This is a genomic window from Geodermatophilus sabuli (genome assembly GCF_900215145.1).
Classification (GTDB): Bacteria; Actinomycetota; Actinomycetes; order Mycobacteriales; family Geodermatophilaceae; genus Geodermatophilus; species Geodermatophilus sabuli.
The window spans coordinates 279153-304254 of the sequence record NZ_OBDO01000008.1; the positions used below are offsets into that span (position 1 = coordinate 279153).

Annotated in this window: 22 protein-coding genes, 1 rRNA gene and 1 pseudogene; 6 read left to right on the forward strand and 18 right to left on the reverse strand. The window is 73.4% G+C overall.

Going from position 1 to position 25102, the window contains the following annotated elements; translation table 11 throughout:
* Positions 1–343: 343 nt before the first annotated feature.
* Positions 344–1186, reverse strand: a complete 843-nt coding sequence (locus CRP39_RS18445; RefSeq protein WP_097207822.1) for a PspA/IM30 family protein — start codon at positions 1184–1186, stop codon at positions 344–346.
* A 144-nt stretch (positions 1187–1330) separates the two neighbouring features.
* Here CRP39_RS18445 and CRP39_RS18450 point away from each other — a divergent pair, with 144 nt between their 5' ends.
* Both CRP39_RS18450 and CRP39_RS18455 read left to right on the forward strand, forming a co-directional pair.
* A complete protein-coding gene (locus tag CRP39_RS18450) occupies positions 1331–1738 on the forward strand; it encodes a hypothetical protein (RefSeq protein ID WP_097207823.1) in 408 nt (135 codons plus the stop codon).
* Positions 1735–2199 (forward strand): GNAT family N-acetyltransferase, encoded by a 465-nt coding sequence (locus CRP39_RS18455; protein ID WP_172442508.1) that lies wholly within the window; start codon positions 1735–1737, stop codon positions 2197–2199. The genes CRP39_RS18450 and CRP39_RS18455 overlap by 4 nt, the downstream gene beginning before the upstream one ends.
* On the opposite strand, the gene CRP39_RS18460 is transcribed toward CRP39_RS18455, so the two are convergent.
* The 11 genes from CRP39_RS18460 to CRP39_RS18510 all read right to left on the reverse strand — a co-directional run bounded on the left by CRP39_RS18460 (position 2196) and on the right by CRP39_RS18510 (position 15859).
* Positions 2196–3839 carry a glycoside hydrolase family 13 protein gene (locus tag CRP39_RS18460; RefSeq protein ID WP_097207825.1) on the reverse strand — a complete coding sequence of 548 codons (1644 nt, stop codon included), beginning with the start codon at positions 3837–3839 and terminating at the stop codon, positions 2196–2198. The genes CRP39_RS18455 and CRP39_RS18460 overlap by 4 nt on opposite strands.
* A gap of 122 nt (positions 3840–3961) precedes the next feature.
* Positions 3962–5236, reverse strand: a complete 1275-nt coding sequence (locus tag CRP39_RS18465) for an ABC transporter ATP-binding protein (RefSeq protein ID WP_097207826.1) — start codon at positions 5234–5236, stop codon at positions 3962–3964.
* Between the two features lie 48 nt (positions 5237–5284).
* Positions 5285–6118: a carbohydrate ABC transporter permease gene (locus CRP39_RS18470; RefSeq protein ID WP_097207827.1), complete on the reverse strand. Its 834-nt coding sequence runs from the start codon at positions 6116–6118 to the stop codon at positions 5285–5287.
* Positions 6118–7080: a carbohydrate ABC transporter permease gene (locus CRP39_RS18475; protein ID WP_097207828.1), complete on the reverse strand. Its 963-nt coding sequence runs from the start codon at positions 7078–7080 to the stop codon at positions 6118–6120. The genes CRP39_RS18470 and CRP39_RS18475 overlap by 1 nt, the downstream gene beginning before the upstream one ends.
* Positions 7077–8321 (reverse strand): extracellular solute-binding protein, encoded by a 1245-nt coding sequence (locus CRP39_RS18480; protein WP_245853958.1) that lies wholly within the window; start codon positions 8319–8321, stop codon positions 7077–7079. The genes CRP39_RS18475 and CRP39_RS18480 overlap by 4 nt, the downstream gene beginning before the upstream one ends.
* A 235-nt stretch (positions 8322–8556) precedes the next feature.
* The gene (locus CRP39_RS18485) at positions 8557–9789 is read right to left on the reverse strand and encodes a DUF4032 domain-containing protein (RefSeq protein WP_097207829.1); all 1233 of its coding nucleotides are present in this window, start codon (positions 9787–9789) and stop codon (positions 8557–8559) included.
* A gap of 92 nt (positions 9790–9881) precedes the next feature.
* Positions 9882–10508 carry a TetR/AcrR family transcriptional regulator gene (locus CRP39_RS18490; protein WP_245853959.1) on the reverse strand — a complete coding sequence of 209 codons (627 nt, stop codon included), beginning with the start codon at positions 10506–10508 and terminating at the stop codon, positions 9882–9884.
* 40 nt (positions 10509–10548) lie between these two features.
* Positions 10549–10941, reverse strand: a complete 393-nt coding sequence (locus tag CRP39_RS18495) for a helix-turn-helix domain-containing protein (RefSeq protein WP_097207830.1) — start codon at positions 10939–10941, stop codon at positions 10549–10551.
* 240 nt (positions 10942–11181) lie between these two features.
* Positions 11182–11847, reverse strand: a complete 666-nt coding sequence (gene pgsA / locus CRP39_RS18500) for a CDP-diacylglycerol--glycerol-3-phosphate 3-phosphatidyltransferase (protein ID WP_097207831.1) — start codon at positions 11845–11847, stop codon at positions 11182–11184.
* A complete protein-coding gene (locus tag CRP39_RS18505; protein WP_097207832.1) occupies positions 11844–13271 on the reverse strand; it encodes a MiaB/RimO family radical SAM methylthiotransferase in 1428 nt (475 codons plus the stop codon). The genes pgsA and CRP39_RS18505 overlap by 4 nt, the downstream gene beginning before the upstream one ends.
* A 50-nt stretch (positions 13272–13321) precedes the next feature.
* Positions 13322–15859: an FtsK/SpoIIIE family DNA translocase gene (locus CRP39_RS18510; protein WP_097207833.1), complete on the reverse strand. Its 2538-nt coding sequence runs from the start codon at positions 15857–15859 to the stop codon at positions 13322–13324.
* A gap of 74 nt (positions 15860–15933) precedes the next feature.
* Here CRP39_RS18510 and CRP39_RS18515 point away from each other — a divergent pair, with 74 nt between their 5' ends.
* Positions 15934–17922 carry a dipeptidyl-peptidase 5 gene (locus tag CRP39_RS18515; RefSeq protein ID WP_097207883.1) on the forward strand — a complete coding sequence of 663 codons (1989 nt, stop codon included), beginning with the start codon at positions 15934–15936 and terminating at the stop codon, positions 17920–17922.
* A gap of 19 nt (positions 17923–17941) precedes the next feature.
* Here the strand turns inward: CRP39_RS18515 and CRP39_RS18520 are convergent, their stop codons facing one another.
* The 4 genes from CRP39_RS18520 to CRP39_RS18535 are packed head-to-tail and all read right to left on the reverse strand — an operon-like array spanning position 17942 to position 21870.
* On the reverse strand, positions 17942–19642 hold the full coding sequence (locus tag CRP39_RS18520; protein ID WP_097207834.1) for a ribonuclease J: 1701 nt from the start codon (positions 19640–19642) through the stop codon (positions 17942–17944).
* On the reverse strand, positions 19639–20535 hold the full coding sequence (gene dapA, locus CRP39_RS18525) for a 4-hydroxy-tetrahydrodipicolinate synthase (RefSeq protein ID WP_097207835.1): 897 nt from the start codon (positions 20533–20535) through the stop codon (positions 19639–19641). Before dapA ends, CRP39_RS18520 begins: the two co-directional genes overlap by 4 nt.
* The gene (locus CRP39_RS18530) at positions 20532–21065 is read right to left on the reverse strand and encodes a dihydrofolate reductase (RefSeq protein ID WP_097207836.1); all 534 of its coding nucleotides are present in this window, start codon (positions 21063–21065) and stop codon (positions 20532–20534) included. The genes dapA and CRP39_RS18530 overlap by 4 nt, the downstream gene beginning before the upstream one ends.
* 7 nt (positions 21066–21072) lie before the next feature.
* Complete coding sequence (locus tag CRP39_RS18535; protein ID WP_245853960.1) at positions 21073–21870, reverse strand: thymidylate synthase; 798 nt, start codon at positions 21868–21870, stop codon at positions 21073–21075.
* A 91-nt stretch (positions 21871–21961) separates the two neighbouring features.
* On the opposite strand from CRP39_RS18535, the pseudogene CRP39_RS28120 reads away from it, so the two are divergent.
* Positions 21962–22276: pseudogene (locus tag CRP39_RS28120) on the forward strand (YkvA family protein); the annotation flags it as partial.
* 100 nt (positions 22277–22376) lie between these two features.
* Here the strand turns inward: CRP39_RS28120 and CRP39_RS18545 are convergent.
* Positions 22377–23594, reverse strand: a complete 1218-nt coding sequence (locus CRP39_RS18545) for a winged helix-turn-helix domain-containing protein (RefSeq protein WP_097207839.1) — start codon at positions 23592–23594, stop codon at positions 22377–22379.
* A gap of 59 nt (positions 23595–23653) precedes the next feature.
* Between CRP39_RS18545 and CRP39_RS18550 the strand changes: the two genes are divergently transcribed.
* Together CRP39_RS18550 and CRP39_RS18555 are read left to right on the forward strand one after the other, a co-directional pair.
* Positions 23654–24241 (forward strand): GNAT family N-acetyltransferase, encoded by a 588-nt coding sequence (locus CRP39_RS18550; protein WP_097207840.1) that lies wholly within the window; start codon positions 23654–23656, stop codon positions 24239–24241.
* On the forward strand, positions 24238–24903 hold the full coding sequence (locus tag CRP39_RS18555) for a DUF2461 domain-containing protein (RefSeq protein WP_097207841.1): 666 nt from the start codon (positions 24238–24240) through the stop codon (positions 24901–24903). The genes CRP39_RS18550 and CRP39_RS18555 overlap by 4 nt, the downstream gene beginning before the upstream one ends.
* A 112-nt stretch (positions 24904–25015) precedes the next feature.
* Here the strand turns inward: CRP39_RS18555 and rrf are convergent.
* Positions 25016–25102, reverse strand: a 5S ribosomal RNA gene (gene rrf / locus CRP39_RS18560); the annotation flags it as partial.

The window sequence follows — 25102 nt, forward strand, 5'->3', positions numbered from 1 at the left end:
CCTGGGCGACCCGAGGGCGAAGGCCGCCACGAGCACGTCGCCCTGCCGGGCGAGGACCACGCCGACCAGATCGAGTGCGGCGACGCCGGCGAGGTCGTCGGAGCAGCGGGTCATCACATCGCCCGTCGTCGGGGCGGCCGTCGGGGCCGGGCCAGACACGATGGCAGCCGAGGGCGCCGCGGTGGCAGGTGCGGCCGCGACCTCCGGGCTCGCGGTGTCGGCCGGGTCCGCCGCGGGACTCCCGCAGCCACTCAACTGCGATGCGGATCCGTCGAGTGTCGCGACAGCACGACGGGCCGGCCGCGCCAGGCGGCCGGCCCGTCGTGACGGAGCGGGAGGTGGGTCAGGCGGTGGTCTCGGGCCGGTCCGCGGGCTGGGCCGCCGGCTGCGCCTCCGGCGTCGGCACCGACGGCGCACCCTGCTCCAGCGCCGGGTTCGAGGCGCCCCCGGTGACCGCCGTCTGGTCGCCACCCAGTGATGCCCGGATCTGGTCCAGCCGGGAGGCGCCGGCGACGTCGAGGGTCGCCTTCTGCACCTCGAGCATCCGGCCCTCGACCGAGGTCTGCGCCAGCTCGGCCTGGCCCAGCGCGTTGGCGTAGCGTGCCTCGATCTTGTCGCGGACCTCCGACAGGCTGGGCGTGTTCCCCGGCGCCGACAGTTCGTTGACCTGCTTGAGCGACGACGCGACGTGCTCCTGCATCCGCGCCTGCTCCAGCTGGCTCATCAGCTTGGTGCGCTCGGCGAGGGTCGTCTGCAGGCGCATCCGGCTCTGCTCGACCGCGCCGCGGGCCTGCTCGGCCGCCTGCAGGGCCTCGTCGTGGCTCCGCTTGAGGTCCTCCATGGCCTGCTCGGCAGCGACCAGCTGGGTGGCGAAGGCCTGCGCGGCGTTCTCGTACTCGCCGGCCTTGGCCGCGTCACCTCCCGCGCGGCTGTTGTCAGCGAGGACCAGCGCCTGGCGCGCGGAGGCCTGCAGCTTCTCGACCTCGCCGAGCTGCCGGTTGAGCCGCATCTCCAGCTGTCGCTGGTTGCCCAGGACGGCAGCCGCCTGGTTGGCCAGGGCCTGGTGCCGCTGCTGCTCGGCCTCGATCGCCTGCGCGATCTGGATCTTCGGGTCGGCCTTCTCGTCGATCTTCGCGTTGGCGGAGGCCGTGAGGTACCTCCACAGCTTGACGAACGGGTTGGGCATGGGTCCTCCTGCTCGGCGCGGATCGTCCACCAGTCATCCCCGGCCGGTGGGCCGCAGCGATGGTCGTCACCCCCATGGTCCCAGGTGTGCCGGTCGGTGAGCCACCAGGGACGCCCCCGGACGTTCCCCCGTTAGGGTCTCCGGGTGTACACCGATCCCCCGGTGTCGAGCGTCCTGGGTGAACTGGTCGTCGAGCTCCTCCCCGTGCACGAGGTCAGCGCCGGTGCGCAGGGCACCGCCCCGTACCCCGTCGCCCGCCCCGGGGGCGACGCCCTCGCCGTCGCCGTCGCCCCGGGCCGGCTCGGCGCCCTGGTGCGGCTGGTCGCCCGGCTGGGCACCGGCCCCCGGGTGGACGTCGTCGACACGGTGGGCGCGGGCGACTCGCTCGCCGCCGGGATCGCGACCCACGCGGCCCACGCGGCGCTGCAGGAGCTCTCGGACGAGCAGCTGCTGGCGATCGTCGACGACTCTGCGCTCGTCGCAGTCCTCGACTGCACCCGCGTGAGCGCGGGCCCGCCGACCCGCGAGGAGCTCGCGGCGGCCCGCCGGTGAGCCGCGAGGTCACCCTCGTCGGCCTCGCCGAGCTGTCCGCCGGCGTCGTCCGCGCGCGGCTGCTGGCCGAGCACGACCGGTTCTGGGACGTCGACACGCGGTCGCTGCACGATCCCGTCTGGTTCGACCAGTTCGGCGGCTTCGGCGTGCTCGCCCGCTCATGCGACGGGCTGGACGTCGGGTACCTGCTCGGCACCGTCTCCGCCGACCGGCTGGCCTACGTCCACCTCCTGACCGTGCGCGACGACCGGCGGCGCACCGGCCTCGGGCGCCGGCTGGTGCGCCGGTTCGACGCCATCGCGATCAGCACGGGGGCGCGTGTGGTCCAGGCGGTGGCCCGGCCCGAGGACGCCGCCACCATCGGCCTGCACACCGCACTGGGCGCGACCGTCCACCTCGCCCCCGACCGCGCGGGGCCGGGGCAGGACCGCCTGGTGCTGACCCGCTCCCTGCAGCGCTAGCCGGTTCCCAGCCAGGCCGCGGTGTCCGGCCGCAGCGTCTCCGCCACGGACTCGCTCGTCAGCACCGGACGCCCGTGCCTGGCCAGCGGCACCGGCCGGTCGGACAGGTTGACCAGGCACCGGAAGGCCGGTCCGCGGTCGAAGGCGAGCACGTCCTCCCCCGCTTCGACCCAGGTCAGTGGTCGGTCGTCGGCGAGACCAGGCAGCCTGCGACGCAGGCGCAGCGCGGAGCGGTAGAGCGACAGGGTCGAGGCGGGGTCGTCGCGCTGGGCCGCCACCGTCAGGGCCCGCCACGACGCCGGCTGCGGGAGCCACGGGACGACGCCGTCGGGGGCGAACCCGAACGGCGGGCGGTCCCCGGACCACGGCAGCGGCACGCGGCAGCCGTCACGCCCGCGGGCCGTGTGTCCCGAGCGTTCCCACGTCGGGTCCTGCAACGCCTCCTCGGGGAGGTCCTCCACCTCGGGCAGACCCAGCTCCTCCCCCTGGTAGAGGTAGGCCCCGCCAGGCAGGGCCAGCGTGAGCAGCGCCGCCGCGCGGGCCCGGCGCAGGCCCAGCCGGAGGTCGGCGGGTGCCGTCACGTCGAAGCCCATGGTCGCCGCGCCGCTCCGGGCACGCCCGAACCGGGTGACGTGCCGGGTCTCGTCGTGACTGGACAGCACCCAGGTGGCCGGGGCCCCGACCGGTTCGAGCGCGGCCAGCGTGCCGTCGATGACCGCGCGGATACGGCCGGCGTCCCACGGGGCCTTGAGGTAGTCGAAGTTGAAGGTCGTGTGCAGCTCGTCCGCGCGCACGTACCGGCTCAGCCGCTCCGGGCCGTTGACCACCGCCTCGGAGACGAACAGCCGGTCCCCGTCGTAGGTGTCCCCGATGCGCCGCCACCGCCGGAAGATCTCGTGGACCTCGTCGACGTCCCAGTGCGGGTTGTCCACCCAGGCGCTGGACTCGAACAGTGCGCCCGGCCCGTGCCCGGCGTCCGGCAGGGTGGGCACCTTGGCCATGGCCGGGGCGGCATCGACGCGGATGCCGTCGACGCCGCGGTCGAGCCAGAAGCGGAGGACGTCGTCGAACTCCTGCTGCACCGCGGCGTCGGCCCAGTCCAGATCGGGTTGCTGCGGCGCGAACAGGTGCAGGTACCACTGGCCCGGCCGGCCGTCGGGCTCGACCACGCGGGTCCAGGCCGGGCCGCCGAAGGCGCTGATCCAGTCGTTGGGCGGCTCCGTGCCGCCGGCCCGCCCGTCCCTGAAGAAGTACCGGCTGCGCTCCGGCGCCCCCGGCCCGCCCGCGAGCGCGGCGGCGAACCACGGGTGCTCGACCGACGTGTGGTTGGCGACCAGGTCGATCACGACGCGCAGGCCCGCCGCGTGCGCCTCGGCGAGCAGCGCGTCGGCGTCGGCGAGGGTGCCCAAGCGCGGGTCGATGGCCCGGTGGTCACTGACGTCGTACCCGCCGTCGGCCATCGGCGACGGGTACCACGGGGTGATCCAGAGGGCGTCGACGCCGAGCTCGACCAGGTGGGGCAGCCGCCGGCGCAGGCCGGTGACGTCCCCGAGGCCGTCACCGTCGGAGTCGGCGAAACTGCGCAGGTACACCTCGTAGACGACAGCGGTCCGCCACCACGGGCGCCCAGCGGAGGACATCGGGCTCCAGACGTGCTCGGGCCCCGGTGGCGGGAACTGCCCCGGGGCCGGTCGTGCGCGAGGTGGGACGGGAGGTCGCACCCCGCCGGCGGCCGGGCCGGCCGCCGGCAGGGTGTCCCCGCTCAGGCTGCGCCGGCGCGGTGCGCCCCCCCGACCGTCTGTCCGGATGCCTGTGCGTCCTGCACCTGCTCGACGCGGTCCTCGGTGGCCATCTGGGTGAGCCTGGCGCCGGCCTCGGCGTCCCGCGTGAGGTTGTCGCCGGAATGGGGATCGAACACGTGCACCTTGCGGCTGTCGAGCCAGAACTCCGCCTCCCGGCCCTCGCGGATGCGGCTGGTCGCGTCGATGGAGACGATCGCCTGGGTGCGCAGCTCCTCGGAGTCCAGCTCGCGCGACAGCTCCCGCAGCTGGTTGGTGATCGCCTCGGGCGCCTCGTAGGGGATGTACGCGTACTGGGAGTCGCCCAGCCACTCCGTGACGTCGACCCGGGCCCGGAAGAGCGATCCCAGCGGCCGCTTGGCGTCGTCGACCAGCGACGCGTCCTCGAAGTACTCCGGCCGGATACCGACCAGCAGGAGCTCCCGGCCGCGCACGGCGGCCGCCCGGCGCTCGTCGAGCACGATCGGCCCGAACGGCGTCTGCAACCGGTCCCCCTCGACCGTGGCCGGCAGGAAGTTCATCGGCGGTGAGCCGATGAAGCCCGCGACGAACAGGTTCACCGGCTGCTCGTACAGCTCCCGCGGCGAGGCGACCTGCTGGATGAGCCCCTTCCGGAGCACGCAGACCCGGTCGCCGAGGGTCATGGCCTCTGTCTGGTCGTGGGTGACGTACACGGTCGTGATGCCGAGGCGGCGCTGCAGGCGGGAGATCTCGGTCCGCATCTGGCCGCGCAACTTGGCGTCGAGGTTCGACAGCGGCTCGTCGAAGAGGAACGCCTCGGCCTGACGGACGATCGCCCGGCCCATCGCGACGCGCTGGCGCTGACCACCGGAGAGGTTCGCCGGCTTGCGCTCGAGGTGCTCCTTGAGCTCGAGCACGTCGGAGGCCTCGGTCACCCGGCGGCGCACCTCGTCGTCCGGGGTCTTGGACAGCCGCAGCGGGAAGGCGATGTTCTCGTACACGGTCATGTGCGGGTACAGCGCGTAGTTCTGGAAGACCATCGACAGGTTGCGGTCTCGTGGGGCCAGGTCGTTGACCCGCTTGCCGCCGATGATCATGTCGCCGCTGGTGATGTCCTCCAGCCCGACGATCATGCGGAGCAGCGTCGACTTCCCGCAGCCCGACGGACCGACCAGGATCATGAACTCGCCGTCGGCGATGTCCAGGCTGACGTCGTTCACGGCGGGGAACCCGTCGCCGTACTTCTTGACGATGTTCCGCATCTCGATGGAGGCCATCAGATCTCGTCCCCTCGGTGGGTCGGTGGGAGGTGCACGGCGGTCGGGTCAGCCCTTGACCGCGCCGTTGGTCAGGCCGGCGACGATGCGCCGCTGGAAGAGCAGGACGAGGACGACGACGGGGATCGTCACGACCACAGCGGCCGCGGCCGTGACCGTCGTCGGGTCCTCGAACTGCGAGGCTCCGGAGAACAGGCCCAGCGCCGCCGGAACGGGGCGGGACGCGCTGGTGGAGGTCAGCGAGATGCCGTAGACGAAGTCGTTCCAGGCGATGAAGAAGGCGATGATCGCGGTGGTGAACACCCCGGGGGCGGCGAGCGGGACGATCACCTTGCGGAACGCCTGCCACGTGGTGGCGCCGTCGACCTGCGCGGCCTGCTCCATCTCCCAGGGGATCTCCCGGAAGAAGGCCGACATCGTCCAGATGGAGATCGGCAGGGTGAGTGAGAGGTACGGGATGATCAGCCCCAGCCACGTGTCGTAGAGACCGATCTGCCGCCACACGTTGAACAGCGGCGTGACGATCGAGATGACCGGGAAGATCGCGACGCCGAGTGCGGTCGACAGGATGAGCGTCTTGCCGGGGAAGTCGAGCCGGGCGATGGCGTACGCGGCGAACATCGCCAGGATGCACGAGATCGCCGTGGCGATGAGGCAGATGCCGAAGGAGTTGCGCAGCGCGGGGAGGAACAGGTCACTCGCGGTGCCCGTGAAGATGTCGCTGTAGTTCCGCCACGTGAACTGCGAGGGCAGGAACTGACCGTTGGCGATGTCCGACGGCGCCTTGAACGACAAGGAGACGATCCAGGCGATCGGGAAGAGGCAGTAGACGACGATGAGCAGGCCGCCGATCCACCACCAGGTCTTCTCTCGGCTCGACATCAGCGATCCCCTCTGGCCTGAGACAGGTCCACCTTGAAGCCCTTGATGAAGATGCCCGCGATCAGCACGACCGCGATGAACAGCAGGACCGAGACGGCCGAGCCGAGGCCGATCTCCAGCCGCGCGATCGTCTGCCGGTACGCGAGGAACGACACGGACTCCGTGTTGTTGGCGCCGTTGGTCATGATGAAGATGGAGTCGAAGATCCGGAACGCGTCCAGGGTGCGGAACAGCAGCGCCACCATGATCGCCGCCTTCATGTTCGGGATGGTCACCCGGAACATCCGCTGCATCCAGGTCGCGCCGTCCACCTTCGCGGCCTCCTGCAGGACCTCCGGCACCTGGGCCAGGCCGGCGAGCAGCAGCAGCGAGATGAACGGGGTCGTCTTCCAGATCTCGGCGATGCAGATGACGAAGATCGACGAGCCCCATCCGCCGAACCAGTCGGTGTCCGTGCCGACGCCCGGCAGCCAGGCGAACCAGCTGTTCACGAAACCGGTGTTGATGTCGAACGCGAACTGCCAGGCGAGCGCGGACACCACGGTGATCACCGCGTAGGGGATGAGGATCGCCGCACGGACCACCGGCCGGATCGAACTGAGCGCCTTGGCCATCACGAGTGCCAGGGCGAAGCCGAGGAGCAGCTCGACGGCGACCGTCACGAAGGTGATCAACAGCGTGACGCCCAGCGCCTGCCACCAGAGCGGGTCGGTGAGGATGACCCCGTAGTTGGACAACCCGACGAAGGAGCGGTTCGCCGGGTCGGTGAGCCGGTAGGAGAACAGGGAGTCGTAGGTGGCCTGCAGGATCGGGTAGGCGGTGACCGCCAACATCACGAAGAACGCCGGTCCGGCGAGCAACCAGCCCAGTCGGCGTTCGGCCTTCAGCCTGTCGCTCAGGCCGCCCGGGGGCGCGGAGACCGGTTGGGTCTTCTCGGTCGGTGGAAGCGTCGTCGTGCTCACAGCAGCTGCTCCCCTCGGAGGACGGCCTCGATCAGATCGGTCGCCTCCTGTGGCGTCTGGGCGGGGTCGATCGAGCTCGCCGGGTGGTAGGTGCGCTGGAGGCCACCGGAGACCTCGTTGTAGTAGACCGTCTGCGGTCGCGGAGCTGCCTGCTCCAACGACTGCCGGATGACCGGTGCCATCGGGAACTCCTCGAGCACCGCCGGGTCGTCGTACACCGTCGCCTTGGCCGCGGGGTTGCCGTTGGTGGTGAAGTAGTAGGCCTGGTTCTCCTCCGAGACGATGCACTCAGCCGCCTCGAATGCTCCGTCGACGTTTGTGCTGAAGGCGCCGATCCCGAGGTTGATGCCGCCGTAAGGTGGCGCGCTCGGCTGGCCCGTATCCACGCTCGGATACAGGGTCCAGCCGTAGTCCGCCGGAACGGAGGCCTCCAGGGTGCCGGCCTCGACCGCCGACTGCGCCCGCGGCCACACGAACGGCCAGTTGACCATGAAAGCGGCGTCGCCCTGCTCGAAGTCGGTGGCGTTGGCGTCCTCGCCCGCCGTGGAGAAGGCCGGGCCGCCGACCCCGCTGACCAGCTTCATCGTCTCGGCGGCGCGGACGCCGGCCTCGGAGTCGAGTCCGAGCTGGATGCCGGCGGGATCGTCGGAGCCCTCGGCGATGACCGACCCGCCGGCGGACTCGATGAGGGCGTTGAGCCAGACCGTCAGCGCCTCGGCACGGATGCCCTGCGCTGCGATCGTCGTGCCCTGCTCCTGGGCGGCCTGCACCAGCTGCTCCCAGGTGACCGGCTGCGTCATGTCCAGCCCGGCCGCCTCGGCGACGGACTTCTTGTACCAGAGCAGCTGGGTGTTGGCCCAGAACGGCACACTCACGACCTCCCCGTCCCAGGTGGCCCCGTCCACGGCGCTCTGGACGACGTCCTCGGTGACCCGCGCCACCACGTCCTCGGGCACCGGCGCCAGGAAGCCGGCCTGTGCGAACTCCGGGATGTAGGGCGGGTCCAGGCTCATGATGTCGATCGAGGAGTCCTCCGCCGCGAGCCGGCGGATCAGCTGCTCACGCTGCTGGGACGACTCGCGGGGGAGCTGCGAGACCTCGATCGTGTACGCCCCGTTCGCGGCCTCGGTGCAGCGCTGCGCGATCTCCGCCTGGCCACCGGAGTCCGGGTTGATGTACCAGGTGAGGACACTGGCGTTGCCGGAGTCCCCCCCGCAGGCCGCGAGGGTCGACGCGAGCACGAGCGCGGCCGCGGAACCCCCCCATGCCCGTCGGGACCGGGCTCGCCGCCCTCGGGAGCCCGGCCGGCTGCCGGTCGACCCGTCCCTGTCCTCGATCGACACCCGGCATCGCCTCCGTTTTCGGCGAGCAGCGACCGGCGGTCACTGCGGTCCTCGTAACGTGGCCCAGGTCACCATGGGTGTCAACTCGAAGGAAACCGGCCCGTGACCTGCGTCTGACCTCGGCCACCACGGGTCAGCGGGAGGGGCCGACGATGGCCGACGGCGTGGTCACCTCCTTGGGTGTGCGGGGCAGCACCGTGTCGAAGTACGCCCGCGCCGCGGCCGTCGTCCCGACGTCCCGGCCGGCCTTCTCGGACAGGAACCAGCGGTGCTCCAGGACCTCGTGGAACACCTCGGCCGGCGCCAGGCGACCGACGAGGTCCGGCGGGATCGCGTCGACGACGGGCTGGTAGGCCTCCTCCAGCCAGCGGTAGCCGGCGACGGTCTCCGGGACCGGCCGCCCGCTCTTCTGCTCCAGCTGCACCCGGAACGCCCGCAGGTCGTTGAGCAGCCGGCGGGCCTGCCGTTCCTGGACCTCCAGGCCGGTCAGCCGGAACAGCTCGCGCCGGTTCTCCCCCGGCTCCGCCACCCGCGTCTCCACCCGCAGCCGGGCGCCCTCCGGTGAGGTGACCAGCTCCACCTCGCCGACGTCGAAGCCCAGGTCGTTGAGTCGCTGGAGGCGGTCGGTCATCCGGTAGCGCTGCTCGTCCGGGGAGAAGACCTCCTCCCGGTTGACCTCCTCCCACAGCGCCTCGTAGCGCGGCGGCAGGCTGTCGGCGACCTCGATCGGGTCCACCCCGGACGGCAGCAACCCGCCGAACTGCAGGTCCAGCAGCTCCGCCCCGACCCGCTCCCGCGCGAGGTCGACGTCGTACCGCCGTTGGCCGTCGCTGAGCCGGGGGTGGCGCTCGGCGGTCTCGGCGTCGACCAGGTAGGCGGCGAAGGTCCCGGCGTCCAGCCGGAAGAGCGTGTTGGACAGCGAGCAGTCGCCCCAGAACACCCCGGCCAGGTGCAGCCGGACCAGCAGGACCACCAGCGTGTCGAGCAGCTGCTCGGCCGACTGCTCGCCGTGCGGCCGGGAGAACAGGTACCGGTAGGACATCGAGTACTCCAGGTACCGGGTGACCAGGATGGCGTCCTGCCCGTGGGGTCGGTCCACGCAGATGCCGAGCACGGAGACCGACGGCAGGCCCTCCTCCTCGAACTCCCCCAGCAGGGCGTACTCGTGGCGGGCCAGTGTCTCGGCGATCTCCTTGAGCGCGTACACGTGCCCGTCCTGGGCCACGAACCGCACGACGTGTCGCGAGATGCCGCGCTGTGGCACCTCGAGCAGCAGCTCGGGGTCCCACTCCTCGAGTGGGACGTGCCAGGGCAGGGTCAGCAGGCCCGCCCCGTCGGTGGCCGGTGGCCGGAAGAGGTACCGCACGGCGAACTCCGTTGGTCGCAGCAGCAGCCGACCGCCCGCACGGGACGGCGTCGGACCGTCACCATCCCACGCCGGTCGGTCCGGCCGCGCGGTCAGTCCTGGACGACGACCGCGGCGAGCCGGCCCGCCCCAGCCCGCCGGGTGGCGGGCTCCCCGGGCTGGAGCGCCACCCCGACCAGCCAGCGGGCCACCAGCTCCGCGGCGTCGAGTTCTGCACGCAGAGCCCCCGCCAGCCGGGTCACCAGTTCCGTCCAGCGGTCGGGTGCGGCGGTCAGCAGGCCGACGAGCACGTCGGGTTCGTCCTCGGCCAGCCGGCGCAGCACGGGGTGCCCGGCCACCTGGTCGGCGAGGGCGGCCAGCGCCGCCACCGGGGGCAACACCGCGACCAGCCCGCTCAGCCGCTCCAGCTCGGCGGCGAGCAGCGCCCGGGCCACCTCGTCCTTGGTGCGGAAGTGGTTGTAGAGCGTCGCCTTGGCCACCCCCGCCGCCGTGGCGATCGACTGCATCGTGCAGCGGCGCAGTCCGCGGGTGGCGAAGGCCCGCGCGGCTCCGTCCAGGAGTCCGGCGCGGGTGCGGTTCATGGCGTTGCCGCCGCGCGTGTGCGCGCCCCGCGCGTGCACGGGGGCGTGCGGCGCCCAGCCGGGGAGCGGTACGACGTCCGGGCCGAGCGGGCCGACGGCCGTCAGGGCCTCCGCCCCGCCGCCCGCCTCCGTCCGCACCGGGGACGCGGGACCCTCCGTGCCGGCCGTGTCGCGGACCTCAGGCCGCCAGCGAGACCGCGGTGCGTGCCGCGGGGCGGGCCGGCGCACCGACCAGGGCCAGCGCCGGCTCGGCAGCTGGCGCCTCCGCGACCTCCTCGGCGGCGGGCTGCCCGGCCGCGACGGCGCCGGGCGCGGGGGTCAGCGGACGGACGCCGCCATCGGCGTGCCGCAGCTCGAGACTGACCTCGGCGAGGAGGTCGGCGAGCTCGAGGTCGAGCGCCTCGCAGATCGAGGCGAGCAGCTCGGAGGAGGCCTCCTTCTGGCCGCGTTCGACCTCGGAGAGGTAGCCCAGACTCACCCGGGCGGCTCCGGAGACGTCCCGCAGCGTCCGGCGCTGACGCAGCCGGTGGCCGCGCAGGGAAGTGCCGAGCTGGGTGCGCAGCAGCGTCATGGCCGTCTCCTGTCCTGCCTGTGCGGAAGCGGCGGCTCCCTCAGGGGCGCCGTGCGCTCACGGTACGCGGCGCCACTGACCGGCACCGCGCCATCCCCGGCGCGTCCGCTCTGAGCGTAACGCCGGAGGTCGTCGGCCCCTTCCCGTCCGGGGGGACGTCAGCGGGCACGCGGCAGCCGGACCGGTCGACCCCGCGACCGGGCTCGGAGCCGTGCGTGCCCTGATCGGCAACGTCCTCCCTCAGGCGGCCGCATCGCTCCGGGAGCCACCGGTCGAGCCGGCGGCCCGGCGGGCGTCTGCCGCCCGCATGGCGCGGGCGCTCGTGCGCCGGAGGGCGAGGGCCCGGTACACGTAGTCCAGCCCGGTCACGATGGTGAGCAGCAGCGCCACCGCCATCACCCACCAGCGGACACTGGCCAGGGCGCCCTCGAGCGGGAGGATGTAGAGCCCGATCGCCAGCGCCTGGACGACCGTCTTGGCCTTGCCGCCCCGGCTGGCCGCGATCACCCCGTGCCGGATGACCCAGAACCGCAGCAGGGTGACGCCCACCTCGCGGACGAGGATCGCCAGCGTCACCCACCAGGCCACCAGCGACAGGGTCGACAGGCCGATGAGCGCGGTGCCGGTCAGCGCCTTGTCGGCGATCGGATCGGCCAGCTTGCCGAACTCGGTCACCTGTCCCCGGCGGCGGGCGATCATCCCGTCGTAGCGGTCGGTGATGATCGCCAGTCCGAAGAACAGCGTCGCCCAGTAGCGCTGGGCCTCGTCCGTGCCGCCGTCGGTGAGCAGCAGGACGGCGAAGACCGGCACCACGGCCAACCGGAGCACGGTCAGCGCGTTGGGCAGGTTGAGCACCCGCACCGACTGCGGCGGGGCCGCGGCCGGGTCCGCGGGTGCGTCGCTCATGCGGTCACCGCGGGTACCAGCGCCGCCGCGACGAGGTCGACGCCCTCGGTGCCGACGACCTCCGCCGCCACGATCTCACCCGCGACCGCGCCGTCGGGGACGCCGGTGATCGTCGTCGTCCCGTCGGCGTCCGGGTCCTGGTGGGCGGCGTGCCCGAGCCACGCGCCGGGGCCATCGGTGCCGGCGAGGTCCTCGGTGAGCAGCACCTGGACCGTCTCACCGATCCGGTCCTCGGCGCGCTGCGCGGTCAGCTCCTCCACCAGGTCGGTGACCCGGCGGACCCGGGCGTCGATCTCGGCCTGATCCAGCTTGCCGGGCAGCCCTGCGGCCTCCGTGCCCTCCTCGTCGGAGTACCCGAACACGCCGACCGCGTCCAGCCGGCCCTCGACGAGGAAGCGCTCGAGTTCAGCGACGTCGTCCTCGGTCTCCCCCGGGAAGCCGAGGATGACGTTCGTGCGGAAGCCGGCAGCCGGGGCGAGGACCCGGGCCCGCTCGATCAGCCCGAGGAAGTCGTCGGTGCCGCCGAAGCGGCGCATGCGACGCAGCAACCCCGGCGACGAGTGCTGGAAGGACAGGTCGAAGTACGGCGCGATCCCCTCCGTACCGGCGATGACCTCGAGCAGGCCCGGCCGCATCTCGGCCGGCTGCAGGTAGGCCACCCGGACCCGGACGATGCCCTCGACGGCGGCCAGCTGGGGCAGCAGCCGCTCCAGCGACCGCAGGTCGCCGAGGTCCTTGCCGTAGGAGGTCGAGTTCTCGCTCACCAGCACCAGCTCGGTGACGCCCTGGCCCGCGAGCCACCGCGCCTCACCGAGCACCTCGGCGGGCGGACGGGAGACGAATGCGCCGCGGAAGGTGGGGATGGCGCAGAAGGCGCAGCGCCGGTCGCAGCCGGACGCGAGCTTGAGCGCGGCCGACGGGCCGCTCGCCAGGCGCCGGCGCTGCAGCCAGCCGTGCCCGGGGATCGCGGGGGCGTCGGCCGCACCGACCACGGCGGTCCGGGCCACCGGGCTGATCGGCAGGAGCGTGCGGCGGTCCCGCGGGTCGTGCGGCACCAGGGGGCGGCCGGTGAGGACGTCGTCGAGCCGGTCACCGATCGCCGCGTAGTCGTCGAAGCCGAGCACGGTCGCCTCGGGGAGCGCGCCGGCCAGCTCGGAGCCGTACCGCTCGGCCATGCACCCGACGGCCACCACCTGCGCACCGGAGTCGGTGGCGGCGAGGATCGCGTCGACGGAGTCCTTCTTGGCCGACTCGATGAACCCGCAGGTGTTCACCAGGACCGCGTCGGCGTCGTCGGCGTCGTCGACCAGCTCGTAGCCGCCGGCGGCCAGCCGGCCGGCCAGCTCCTCCGAGTCGACCTCGTTGCGGGCGCACCCGAGGGTCACGACCGCCACCTTGCGGGCAGGGTCGGGCAGAGCTGTCACCGGTCCATCGTAGTCGGCGCACCGGGCCCCGCCCGGATCCAGCGAGTGACTCAGCCCTCCCCGAGCGTCCCGCCGCGCAGCGTGAACACCACCGACTCCAGCTCGTCGGGCTTGATCAGCACGTCGCGGGCCTTGGAGCCCTCGGACGGGCCGACGATGCCGCGGCTCTCCATGAGGTCCATGAGCCGCCCGGCCTTGGCGAAACCGACCCGGAGCTTGCGCTGCAGCATCGACGTCGAGCCGAACTGACTGGTGACGACGAGTTCGACGGCCTGGACCAGCAGCTCGAGGTCCCCGCCGATGTCCTCGTCGATCTCCTTCGCCTCGCCGGCCGCGGCCGTGAAGACCTCTTCCCGGTACTCGGGCTCGGCCTGCCGCTTGGTGAACTCGACGACCGCCTCGATCTCGGCGTCGGACACGTAGGCGCCCTGCACCCGCATGGGCTTGCCGGCGCCGATCGGCAGGAACAGGGCGTCACCCATGCCGATCAGCTTCTCGGCGCCCGGCTGGTCGAGGATGACCCGGCTGTCGGTGAGGCTGGAGGTGGAGAACGCCAGCCGCGACGGCACGTTGGCCTTGATCAGGCCGGTGACGACGTCGACCGACGGCCGCTGGGTCGCCAGCACCAGGTGGATGCCCGCGGCACGCGCCTTCTGGGTGATCCGGACGATCGACTCCTCGACGTCACGCGGGGCGACCATCATCAGGTCTGCCAGCTCGTCGACGATCGCGAGGATGTACGGGTAGGGGCGGTAGACGCGCTCGCTGCCGGGCGGCGCCACGATCTCGCCGCGCTCCACCTTGCGGTTGAAGTCGTCGATGTGCCGCACCCCGGTGGCCCGCATGTCCTGGTAGCGCTGCTCCATCTCCTCCACCAGCCAGGCCAGCGCGGTGGCGGCCTTCTTGGGGTCGGTGATGATCGGCGTGATCAGGTGCGGGATGCCGTCGTAGGGCGTGAGCTCGACCATCTTCGGGTCGATGAGGATCATCCGCAGCTGCTCGGGGGTGGCCCGCAGCAGGAGCGAGGTCAGCAGCGAGTTGACGCAGCTGGACTTACCCGCACCGGTGGCACCGGCGACCAGCAGGTGCGGCATCTTCGCCAGGTTCGCGCAGACGAACCCACCCTCGATGTCCTTGCCCAGGCCGACCAGCATCGGGTGCGGGTCCTGCTTGGCCACCTGGGAGCGGAGCACGTCGCCGAGGCTGACCATCTCCCGGTCGACGTTGGGCACCTCGACGCCGACCGCCGACTTGCCCGGGATCGGCGCGAGGATCCGGATGTTGTCGTTGGCGACGGCGTAGGCCATGTTCTTGGTCAGCGCGGTGATCTTCTCGACCTTGACCGCCGGGCCCAGCTCGATCTCGTAGCGGGTGACCGTCGGGCCGCGCGTGAAGCTGGTGACGGCGGCGTCGATGTTGAACTGCTCGAGCACGCCGGTGATCGCCTCGATCGCCGCGTCGTTGGCCTTGGAGCCCTTCTTCGGCGGGTCACCGGGGCGCAGCACGCCGACCGAGGGCAGCGTGTACGCACCCTCCACCGGCTCGATGCGCAGCTGCTCGGGCTCGGTGATCGGCTCGAGCGCCTCCTGCGGGGCGGTGCGGTCGACGACCGGCCGGCGTGGCGCGGGCGGCGCCTCGGGCGGCGGCTCGCGGCGCACGGCCTCCGGCGCCTCGTCGAAGGCGGCGTGGTCGATGGCCGGCAGGGTCTCCACCGGGCCGGTGTCCATCAGGTCGTCCGACAGCGAGCGGCGGCGGGCGCGGCGCGGTGCCGGCGGGGCGACCGGCTCGTCGTCGTCCTCGTCGTCGTAGTCGTCGTACTCGTCGTCGTGCGCCTGGCCGAGCAGCCGGTCACCGAGCTCACGCAGGCGCTCCGGGATCTGGTGCACCGGCGTCGCGGTGAGCACGAGCAGCCCGAAGAAGGCCAGCAGGACCAGCAGCACGACGGCGACGACGCTCCCGACGCCGGCGACCAGCGGGGTGCCCGCGGCCCAGCCGATCAGGCCCCCGGAACCCGGGCGCCCCTCGGCGGGGACGGCTCCCTCCCCCACGACCTGCGCGATGCCCAGCACCGACGCGACGGCGCACAGCCAGCCGATCGCCAGGCGACCGCGCGCCTCCGGGCGCGGCCCCCGGCGCAGCAGCCGGAGGGCGGCGAAGAAGAGCACGACCGGCAGCACCATGACCAGCGAGCCGACGACCCAGCGCACGCCGTCGGCCAGCGCGGCACCGACCGGTCCGATGCCGTTGGTCCAGGCCGCCGCACCGAGCACGACGGCCAGGCCCAGCACCGCCAGCCCGACGCCGTCGCGACGGTGCTCGGGAGCGAGCGGCTCGGCCTCCTCCGGGCGGGCGACCGACCGAGCCAGACCACCGGCGCCGCGGGCCAGCAGCGACCAGCCGCCGCTGATGACGCCCCAGAGACCGGGGCCGGACTTCTTGGCCGCGGACTTGCGGGCGGCGGGCTTGCGGCCGCCGGAGGCGGGCCGCTTCGCGGGCGGTCGTTTCCGGGACGCGGTCGACCCGGAGCCGGAGCGGCCGCGCGCGGACGACCGACCCGACGGCCGGGTCGTCGTCGTGCGAGCAGGCATGCGTCGAACGGTAGTGGCCGCGGCTGCCCCCCGGCGGCAGGCGGAGGGACGTGTCCGCCACCTACGGTCAGGACATGCCGACGTCCACCGGGATCCCGTACGGGAGCTGGCCGACCCCGATCACCTCCGAACTCGTCGTCCGCGCCGCCGCCCGGCTCGGCGAGGTGGCCGTGGACGGGGACGACGTCTGGTGGTCGGAGTCGCGCCCCGGCGAGGGCGGGCGCTCGGCGCTGGTGCGCCGCGGGGCCGACGGCCGGACCGCCGACGCCCTCCCACCGCCGTGGAACGCCCGCACCCGGGTGCACGAGTACGGCGGTGGCGCGTGGACGGTCACCGACGGCGTCCTGTGGTTCGTGGACTTCGCCGACCAGCGGCTGTACCGGCTGGACCCCGGCGCCGCCGAGCCCGTCGCGGTCACCGCGGAGCCGGACCGGTCCGCCGGGGTGCGCTACGCGGACCTGCAACTCGTCCCCGGAGGCGTCCTCGCCGTCCGGGAGACGCACACCGCCGGCGGCGCCGCCGCCGACGTGGTCAACGAGGTCGTCCGCGTCGGCGCGGACGGCACCAGCGAGGTCCTGGTCACCGGCCCGGACTTCGTCTCCGACCCCCGCCCCTCCCCCGACGGGCGACACCTGGCCTGGCTGCAGTGGGACCACCCCGACATGCCGTGGGACGCGGCCACGCTCGTCGTCCGCGACGCCGACGGCACCCGGACCGTCGTGGCCGGTGGCCGCGCTCCCGACGGGACCACCGAGTCCGTCGTCCAGCCGGTCTGGGCCGCCGACGGCACCCTGTGGTTCTGCGCCGACCGCACCGACGTGTGGGCGCTGTACCGGTGGCGGCCGGGTGGGGATGTGGAGCCGGTCCTCGACGTGGGGGTCGACATCGCCGGCCCGCAGTGGGTGTTCGGCGCGCGGCGCTTCGCGCTGCTGCCCGGCAACCGGGTGGTGGCGGCCGGCGCCCGCGCAGGCGCCGACCGGCTCACGGTGCTCGAGGCCGACGGGACGCTGCGGGAGCTGGACCTGCCGTACGCCGCCTTCCGGTACCTGACGGCGTCCGGCGGGTCGGTCGTCTGCGTCGCCGGCGGCCCGGCGAGCGAGCCGGTGGTGCTGCGGGTCACCGTGGACCTCGACTCCCCCACCCACCCGGCCGCGGAGGTGCTGCGCCCGGCCCGCGACCTCGGCCTGGACGCGGCCTGGTTCTCCCGGCCCGAGCACGTCTCCTTCCCCACGCCCGAGGACGGCACCGGCATCGACGTCGCCCACGCGCTGGTCTACCCGCCGACCAACCCGCGGGTGTCCGCACCGGACGGGACGCTCCCGCCGCTGCTGGTGGTCGTGCACGGCGGCCCGACGTCGGCGACCACGGCGGTGCTCGACCTCGGGATCCAGTACTGGACCTCCCGGGGCTTCTGCGTCGCCGACGTCGACTACCGCGGCTCGACGGGCTACGGGCGGCGTTACCGGGAGGCGCTGCGCGGCAGGTGGGGCGTGGCCGATCTGGACGACGTCGTCGCCTGCGCCCGGTTCCTCGCCGGCAGCGGCCGGGTCGACCCCACCCGCATGGCCATCCGCGGCGGCTCGGCCGGCGGCTTCACCACCCTGGCGGCGCTCTGCCTGCGGCCGGGGGTCTTCTCCGCGGGCGCGAGCCACTTCGGCGTCGCCGACCTCGGCGCGCTGGCCGCCGACACCCACAAGTTCGAGTCCCGTTACCTGGACTCTCTGGTGGCGCCGTGGCCCGAGGGCGCCGACGTCTATGCCGAGCGCTCCCCGATCTCGCACGTGGACGCCTTCGACACCCCGCTGGCGGTGTTCCAGGGCGAGGAGGACCGCGTGGTCCCGCCCGAGCAGGCCGAGGCGATCGTCGGCGCCCTGCGCGCCAAGGGGGTCCCGCACGCCTACCTGCTCTTCCCCGGCGAGCAGCACGGGTTCCGGCGGGCCGAGAACATCCGGGCGGCGCTGGACGGGGAGCTGTCCTTCTACGCCCAGGTGTGGGGCATCGACCTCCCCGCCGACGAGGGCATCACCGCGATCGAGGTGCATGGAGGCGCTCCGTCGGCGTGACGCCCACGGATCGACTCCGCTACACCTCGAGGACGGTGGGGATGATCATCGGGCGGCGGCGGTGGGTGTCGGACACCCACTTGCCGATCGTCCGGCGGATCACCTGGGACAACCGGTGCGGGTCGGTCTCGCCGTCTGCCAGGGTGCGCCGCAGCGCGTCCTCGACCAGCTCGAGCACGGGGTCGAAGACGGTGGGGTCGTCGGCGAAGCCCCGGGCGGACAGGTGCACGGGGCGCACGATGGTGCCGGTCGAGGGCTCGATGACGACGGTGAGCGCCACGAACCCCTCGTCGCCGAGGATGCGCCGCTCCTGCAGCGACTCCTCCCCCACGTCGCCGACGTTGACCCCGTCGACGTAGACGTCGCCGACCGGGACGCTGCCCACGATCGACGCCTTGCCGTCGACCAGGTCGACGACGACCCCGTTCTCAGCCAGCAGCACCCGATCGGCCGGCATGCCGGTCTGTTCCGCGAGCGCGGCGTGCGCCCGCAGGTGCCGCCACTCCCCGTGCACCGGCATGAGGTGCCGCGGCTTGGCGACGTTGAGCAGCGTGCGCAGCTCACCGGCCGGGGCGTGCCCGGAGACGTGCACCATCGCCGTCTCCTTGTGGACGACGGTCGCGCCGAGCCGCGCCAGCCCGTTGATGACCTTGTAGACGGCGGTCTCGTTGCCGGGCACGAGCGAGGAGGCCAGCACGATGGTGTCACCGGCCTCGATGGTGACCTGGTGGTGCTGACCGCGGGCCATGCGCCCCAGCGCCGACAGCGGCTCGCCCTGCGAGCCGGTGCTCACCAGCACCACCTGCTCGGGTGGCATCGCGGTCGCCTCGTCGAGGGACACCATGAGCCCCGGCGCCACGCGGAGCACTCCGAGGTCGCGGGCCACGCCCATGTTGCGGACCATCGACCGGCCGACGAAGGCGACCTTGCGGCCGTGCGTCTCCGCGGCGTCGAGGACCTGCTGGATGCGGTGCACGTGGCTGGCGAAGCTGGAGACGATCAGCCGCTGGGTGGCGCGGCGGAAGACGTCCTCGAGCACCGGGCCGATCGCCCGCTCGGAGGTGACGAATCCGGGCACCTCGGCGTTGGTCGAGTCGGCGAGCAGCAGGTCGATGCCCTCGTCCCCGAGGCGGGCGAAGGCGCCGAGGTCGGTCAGGACGCCGTCGAGCGGGAGCTGGTCCATCTTGAAGTCGCCGGTGTGCACCAGCACGCCGGCCGGCGTGTGGACGGCGACGGCGAGCGCGTCGGGGATCGAGTGGTTGACCGAGATGAACTCGCAGTGGAACGGCCCGGCCACGTGGTCGTCCCCGGCCGCCACCTCGACGGTCACGGGGTCGAGCCGGTGCTCGCGCAGCTTGGCCCTGACCAGCGCCAGGGTGAACCGGGAACCGACCAGCGGGATGTCCTCGCGCATCCGCAGCAGGTAGGGGATGGCGCCGATGTGGTCCTCGTGCCCGTGGGTGAGCACCACCGCGGCGACGTCGTCCAGCCGGTGCTCGATGACGCCGAAGTCCGGGAGGATCAGGTCGACGCCGGGCTGCTCGGCCTCCGGGAAGAGGACCCCGCAGTCGATGACGAGCAGCGCGCCGTCGTACTCGAGGACGGCCATGTTGCGGCCGATCTCGCCGAGCCCGCCCAGCGCCATGACGCGCAGGCCGCCGGCCGGCAGCGGCGGGGGGACCTGCAGGTCGAGATGGGGCTGGACGGCGCCCGCCGTCACAGGACCACCCCGCCCGCGGTGAGGTCCTCGCGCAGCGTGGCGACCTGCTCGGGCGTGGCGTCGACCAGTGGCGGCCGGACCGGGCCGGCGGGCAGGCCGAGCTCGCGCAGCGCGGCCTTGACGAGGATGACGCCCTGGGTGCGGAAGATGCCGGTGTACACCGGCAGCAGGCTCTCGTTGACCGCACGGGCCTTCACCAGGTCGCCGGACTCCACCGCCGTGACCAGTTCGGCCAGGCGCGGCCCGACCAGGTGGCCCACGACGCTGACCACGCCGACGGCGCCCAGCGCCAGCAGCGGCAGGTTCAGCATGTCCTCACCGCTGTAGTAGGCGAGGTCGGTGCGGGCGAGGGTCCAGGCCACGGCGCCGAGGTCGCCCTTGGCGTCCTTCACCGCCACGATCCGCGGGTGCTCCGCGGCCCGCACCAGCGTCTCCACCTCGATGGGGACCACCGTGCGCGGCGGGATGTCGTAGAGCATCACCGGCAGGTCGGTGGAGTCCGCGACCGCGGTGAAGTGCCGCAGCAGGCCGGCCTGCGGGGGCTTGTTGTAGTACGGGGTGACGACCATGAGGCCGTGCGCGCCGAGCCGCTCGGCATCGCGCGCCTTCTCGATGGAGTGGGCGGTGTCGTTGGTGCCGACGCCGGCCACGACGGTGGCGCGGTCGCCGACGGCGTCCAGCACCGCCTCGAGGACGGCGCGCTGCTCCGCGTCACTGAGTGTCGGCGACTCCCCCGTCGTCCCGGTGACGACGAGGCCGTCGTGGCCACCCCGGTCGACCAGGTGCGCGGCCAGTTCCTGGGCGCCGGCGAGGTCGATCGAGCCGTCCTCGGCCAGGGGGGTGACCATCGCCGTCAGAACGCGCCCGAAGGGCCGGGCCGGGTCGCTGGTCATGGGGAGAATCTACCGAGCCGGGCGGAGCGGGTCCCCGCCGTGGACCGGCGATGGTCGGAGACCGCGTATCGCAGGCCCGTGACCGACGCCGACCAGCCGTCCGCCGGCTGCCGGGACACCCGCACCCACTCGGCACCCAGCTCCGGAGCCCACGTGTCGCCGTCCACCCGGGTGTCGACGTCGGTGACGACCACCCGGTCGGCGAACGGCAGGAAGGCGGCGTAGACCTGCCCGCCGCCGATCACCCAGAGGTCGCCGTCCCGCTCGGCGAGCACCTGGGCCACCGACGCCGCCCGGTGCGCGCCGTCGGCCGCCCAGGACGGGTCGGTCGTCAGGACGACGTTGCGCCGCCCGGGAAGCGGCCGGAACCGCTCGGGCAGGGACTCCCAGGTGCGCCGGCCCATGACGACGGCGGCGCCCATGGTGAGGTCGCGGAAGAGCCTGAGGTCCTCGGGCAGGTGCCACGGCAGCGTGCCGCCGGAGCCGATCACCGCGTCCCGGGCCTGCGCCCAGATCAGCGCGACCGTCATCGCCCGGTCACACGGCCACCGGGGCCTTGATGGCCGGGTGGTGCCGGTAGTCGTCGAGCGTGAAGTGCTCGTAGGTGTAGTCGAACAGCGACGGCGCGGGCGCCAGCTCCAGCCGCGGGAACGGCAGGACCTCGCGGGCGAGCTGCTCGGTCACCTGCTCGACGTGGTTGCTGTAGACGTGGCAGTCCCCGCCCACCCAGATGAGGTCACCCGGGGCCAGGCCGACCTGGTCGGCGACCATCCGCGTGAGCAGGGCGTAGCTGGCGATGTTGAACGGCACGCCCAGGAACAGGTCCGCGCTGCGCTGGTAGAGCTGGCAGGACAGCCGTCCGCCGGCGACGTGGAACTGGAACAGCGCGTGGCAGGGGGCCAGCGCCATGTCCGGCAGCGCCGCGACGTTCCACGCCGAGACCACCATCCGCCGCGAGTCCGGGTCGGTCCGCAGGGTGTCCAGGACGGCGCTGATCTGGTCGATGTGCTCGCCGTCCGGCGTGGGCCACGAGCGCCACTGGACGCCGTACACCGGGCCGAGCTCGCCGTCGGGTGCGGCCCACTCGTCCCAGATCGTCACCTTGTTGTCGCGCAGCCACTGCACGTTGCTGTCACCGCGGAGGAACCACAACAGCTCGATCGCGACCGACCGGAAGTGCACCCGCTTGGTCGTGACGAGCGGGAAGCTCTCGGACAGGTCGTACCGGAGCCGCTCGCCGAACAGGCTGACGGTGCCCGTGCCCGTGCGGTCCTGCTTGGGAGTGCCCTGCTCGAGCACGCGGCGCAGCAGGTCCTCGTACTGCGTGTCGACCACTCCCGGACCCGTACCCACCACGACCACTCCAGTTCCGCCGTCCACGCCTGCGCTGCCAGGGTAGGCGGCCGCACCGACGACACTGTGGTGCATGGGGTGGCTGGAGCTCGTGCTGTCGGTGGCAGGTGGTCTCCTCCTGCTGTGGGCCGCCCTCCTCCTGCTGCTGTGGCGGGCCCGGCCACCGGAGCTGACCGTGCGGGAGGCGCTGCGCCTGCTGCCCGACCTCGTCCGCCTGGTGCGGCGGCTCGCGGCCGACCGCTCCCTCGCGCACAGGGTCCGGTGGCCGCTGTGGGCCCTGCTGGTCTACCTGCTGTCCCCGATCGACCTCGTGCCGGACGTGGTGCCGGTGCTCGGCTACGCCGATGACGTCGTCGTGGTCGCGCTCGCCCTGCGCTGGGTGGTGCGCGGCGCCGGGGCCGCGGCCCTGCACCGGGCCTGGCCCGGGGGCCCGGCCGGCCTGGCGGTCGTGCGCCGGTTGTCCGGCCTGCCCGGGGCCTGACGCCGGATCAGCGCATGCCGACGGCGGTGGCGAGCTCGGCGGCGAGGTCGCCCCGGTCGCCGACCCCGACCGTGCCCAGCTCCAGCCACCCGGCCATCAGCCGCAGTTCCGCGGCCAGCTCGGTGGCGACCTCGGCGCGGTCGACGTCTGCCTCCGCGAATGCCGACTGCACCCGCAGCACACCGGCCTGACGGTCGGCCTTGAGGTCGACCCGGGCGACCAGCCGGTCTCCGAGCAGGAAGGGCAGCACGTAGTAGCCGTGCACCCGCTCCGCCGCGGGCGTGTAGATCTCCAGCCGGTAGCGGAACCCGAAGAGACGCTCGACCCGCGGCCGTTCCCAGACCAGCGAGTCGAAGGGGCTCAGCAGCGCCCGGGCCCGGGCCCACCGGGGACGCCGGGCCTCGGGGTGCAGCCACGCGGGGACACCCCACCCGGCCACCTCGACGGGCAGGAGCTCCCCGGCGTCGGCCAGCTCCGCGATGGCGGCCCGCGACGGCCCCGGCCGGAGGCGGAAGTAGTCGCGCAGATCCCGCTCGGTGGCCACGCCCAACGCCCGGGACGCCGTCCGCACGAGCTCGCGGACCGCCTCCGCCGGGTCCGGCGTGGGGGCGCGCAGCACCTCCGGTGGCAGGACCCGCTCGGTCAGGTCGTAGACCCGCTCGAAGGACGTCGTCCGGCCGCGGGTGGTGAGGACGCCGGTGAAGAAGAGCCACTCCAGCGCGACCTTGCCGTCGTGCCAGTTCCACATGCTGCCGGGCCGGTCCGGACGCGGTCCGGCGAGCTCGCTGGCCTTGAGCGGCCCGCCGTCCCGGACGCGGTCGAGGACCTCGGCCACGAAGTCCGGGCGCTCCCGCTGGATCCGCACCATCGATCCCCACGCGTGCTCCTCGGCCGACGCCATCCGCCACCGCAGGTGCGGGTGCAGCCGGACGGGCAGGAAGGACGCCTCGTGCGCCCAGTACTCGAACAGGGCCCGCCGGCGACCGGCCAGCTCGTCGAACGCCGCCCGGGGATAGGGGCCGAGCCGGCTGAACGCCGGCAGGTAGTGCGACCGGGAGAGGACGTTCACCGAGTCGATCTGGACGACGGCCAGGCGGTCGGCCAGCCGGCGGAGGTGCCCGCCGTTGACCGAGGTCTGCGGCCGCGGCTCGGCGAGCCCCTGTGCGGCCAGGGCGATGCGCCGGGCGAGCGCCGCGGGCAACCGGTCGACGACGGCGACAGTCACGGTGCCCGATCCTGCCCGGCGGGACCGACAGGAGCAGCGCGGGTCCTAGGCTCCCCGGCGTGGACCCGACCTCGCCGTTCCCCCGGTTCTCGGGGACGGCCGACGCCTCCGTCCGCCGCGCCCGGCCCGGCGACGCGCTCGGCATCGCCTGGGTCCAGCAGGTCACGTGGCGCACGGCCTACGGCTCGGTGCTGCCGGCCGAGGTCCTCGACCACTGGGACGAGGAGGCGGCCACGGCCCGGTGGTCCACCGCCGTCGTCGCGCCGCCCACGCCCGCGCACGGGGTGCTGGTGGCCCTGGAGGGCGACGCCCTGGTCGGCTTCGCCGCTTTCGGGCCACCGGAGGTGGACCCGGACGAGCGCTCACACCCGGCGGGGCCGACCACGGAGGTGGCCACCCTGCTGGTGGAACCCCGCTGGGGACGCCGTGGCCACGGCAGCCGGCTGCTGGCCGCCGTGGCCGACACTGCTCGGGACTCGGGAGCTGCGCGGCTGCAGGTCTGGCTGCCGGAACAGGACCGGGTGTCGGCGGGCTTCTTCGAGTCGGCCGGCTGGGCCCCGGACGGCTGGGTGCGCACCCTCGACACCGGGGAGGCCCCCTTGCGCGAGGTCCGCTGGCACACACTGCTGCAGGAGGAGGGCGAGTGAGCTTCGCCGGGTTCCCCGACGAGGGACTGGTCTTCTACGAGGGGCTGGAGGCCGACAACAGCAAGACCTACTGGACGCGGCACCGGCAGACCTACGACAGCTGCGTCCGGGTGCCGATGCAGGCACTGGTCGACGAGCTCGCCCCGGAGTTCGGCGGCGCCAAACTGTTCCGGCCGTACCGCGACGTCCGGTTCAGCCACGACAAGACGCCGTACAAGACCCACCAGGGCGCCGTGGTGACCCCCGAGGGTCGCGGCGCCGGCGCCTGGTACGTGCAGGTGAGCGCCGACGGGTTGATGGTCTCCGGCGGGTGCTGGCGCCTGGAGTCCGACCAGGTGGCCCGCTACCGCCGCGCCGTGGCCGACGACGTGCAGGGCGGTCGCCTCCGCGCCGAGGTGGACCGGCTCGCCTCCGCGGGCTGGGACATCGAGGGCGAGCGGCTGATCCGGGTGCCCAGTGGGTTCGACGTCGACGCGGACCGCACCGACCTGCTCCGGCACAAGTCGCTGCACGCCACACGGCGCTGGGAGCCCGCCGACTGGCTGCACGACCAGCGAGCGCGGGACGAGGTCCGCGCGGCCTGGCGCGAGCTCACGGCGCTCAACGCCTGGTTCGCCGACAACGTGGGCGCGACGACGAAGGAGCCCCGCGCGCGGCGCTGACGGCACCTCCCGAGCGGCGGCTCCCGGACACGGGCGCGCCGGTGCGCGCATCCGGATCCGGAGATGCCGGCAGGGCCCCAGCACGGATGCTGGGGCCCTGTCGGGAATGGTTGTCCGGCGGCGTCCTACTCTCCCACCCCGTCTCCGGGGCAGTACCATCGGCGCTGAGAGGCTTAGCTTCCGGGTTCGGAATGAGACC